Source organism: Halobacillus sp. BBL2006 (genome assembly GCF_000786645.1).
Classification (GTDB): domain Bacteria; phylum Bacillota; class Bacilli; order Bacillales; family Halobacillaceae; genus Halobacillus.
The window spans coordinates 1-786 of sequence record NZ_JRNX01000516.1 but is presented as its reverse complement, the minus strand read 5'-3'; the positions used below and the strand labels follow the sequence as shown (position 1 = coordinate 786).

The 786-nt window shown below is 46.6% G+C and carries 1 protein-coding gene; it reads right to left on the bottom strand.

Going from position 1 to position 786, the window contains the following annotated elements:
- A partial coding sequence (locus LD39_RS15055; protein WP_035548936.1) for a fructose bisphosphate aldolase occupies positions 1-786 on the bottom strand: 786 nt, incomplete at both ends.

The window sequence follows — 786 nt, the reverse complement described above, 5'->3', positions numbered from 1 at the left end:
AATGCCGTATTAAACTCTTCATCCGACTGATTAGCATTTAAATCATCAGCAAGTGCTCGGGAGAAGCTCGCAATCAGACCGTCATTCTCTTTTAATTTCTCGTTGGCTTCATCGCGGGAATAGCCGCCGGAAAGAGCAACCACACGCGCGACGCGAGGATGATCGATCAGTTCTTTATACTGATTGGCCTTCGTTGGAATTGTAAGTTTCAGCATAACATTTTGGTCATTTGAAAGATCATTCAAGTGCTTGAGAATTTCCTCTTTTAGAATCTCTTCACATTCTTCCTTGTTGTCACTGTGAATATTGACTTCCGGTTCAATGATCGGGACCAGACCGGCTTCAATAATGCGTTTGCCGACATCGAATTGCTGGTCCACGACAGCCTTGATGCCGTTTCGGTTCGGTTCATGAATGACAGAGCGCATTTTTGTGCCGAAAATGTTCCGTTCGTTAGCGCGGCTCAGCGTTTCATCTAAATCATGAATCGGTTTCATGAGCTGGACGCCATTTTCTTGTTCGGCGAGGCCTTTATCCACTTTCAGAAAAGGCACTACCCCTTGCTCAGCAAGGTAATCCGCTGTATATTTCCCTTCAATTTCGCGATCCATCGTCTGCTCAAACAGGATGGCTCCGAGTATTTTATCTGAGCTGAAGGAAGGAGATGTAATAATTCTTGTCCGCATGTCGTGCACAAGATCGAACATCTCGTCCTCGCCAGAATAGGAATCCTCAGGCACGCCATATGCCGCTAAAGCTTTAGGCGTGCTGCCGCCACTTTGGTCG